We start from the raw sequence: 1093 nt of genomic DNA on the forward strand, positions 1-1093 counted from the left end.
TGTACTGACCCGAGAGGTTAGGAACGCGGCTGGCTGGTGGGTGACCGCCCAGTGCGGTGTGGCCGCGGTGGTGATTGTAGGTGTGTAGCCAAGCGGGGAAGCTGGAGCAGCGTTCGGTGTCACTGCGGTAGGGGCGGGCATAAGCCCACTCATCGGCCATGGTTCGGTGCCATCGCTCCACTTTCCCGTTGGTTTGAGGCCGGTAGGGCCTGGTCCGCTTGTGCTTGATATCGGCCCCGAGTGCTTCGGCGAAAGCGTGTGAGCGGTAACAGGATCCGTTGTCGGTGAGGACTCTGGTCACGGTGATGCCCTGTTCGGTGAACCAGGCTCGGGCGCGGTGCCAGAACGCTGCAGCGGTGTCCTTGGTCTCGTCGGTCAGCAATTCGCTGTAGGCGAGGCGGGAGTGGTCGTCCAGGGCCGTGTGCAGGAAGTGGTAGCCGCGTACGGGATTGCCGTGAACGCTGGTGATTCCGCTGCTCTTGTCGGCTTGCTTGTTGCGGCGACCGGCTGGGCGGCCGAGCATGCGCCAGCCGCCGCCGTCGGGGATCTTGCCCAGTTTCTTGACGTCGATATGGATCAGGTCGCCGGGTGCGTGGTGTTCGTAGCGCCGCACAGGTGCGGCGGTGGCGCGGTCGAGCCACCGCAGCCGGGCCAGCCGGTATCGGGTCAGGACACGGTGCACTGTCGAGGGCTGTAGTCCCAGCAGGTAGGCGATACGTGCTGGTCCCCACCGGCGTTGGAGGCGGATCTTGATGATGCGGCGTTCGGTGCGGGTGGGTGTGCGGTGGGGGCTGCGATGCGGTCGGCTGGATCGGTCGCTCATCGCCGCGGTGCCGGCGCTGCGGTAGCGGTCGGCCCATCGTTTCGCGGTGGTGGCCGAGACTTGGAACCGTTCGGCTGCTCGGCGTAGTGGCCAGCCGTCGTCGACAATGCAGCGGGCCAGCCGCAATCGGCCCAGTTCCGATAGCGGGGCGTTAGGGTGGGACACGAAGACCTCCGAGAGTGGATGCGTTCCTAGACAGCTCGCACTTCACTCGGAGGTCTTCGTCATGTCCAGCTCGCCACGCCGTCACCAACGTCCATGGTCAGTACA

The 1093-nt window shown here is 65.7% G+C and carries 1 protein-coding gene; it reads right to left on the reverse strand.

The genetic code is table 11. The annotated features are described in order from the left end of the window. A partial coding sequence (locus AB0I43_RS40705) for an IS481 family transposase (RefSeq protein WP_356981588.1) occupies positions 1-988 on the reverse strand: 988 nt, incomplete at its 3' end. Positions 989-1093: the final 105 nt, after the last annotated feature.

The sequence above is a fragment of the Nocardia sp. NPDC050435 genome, assembly GCF_040655395.1.
In the GTDB taxonomy this organism is placed as follows: Bacteria; Actinomycetota; Actinomycetes; order Mycobacteriales; family Mycobacteriaceae; genus Nocardia.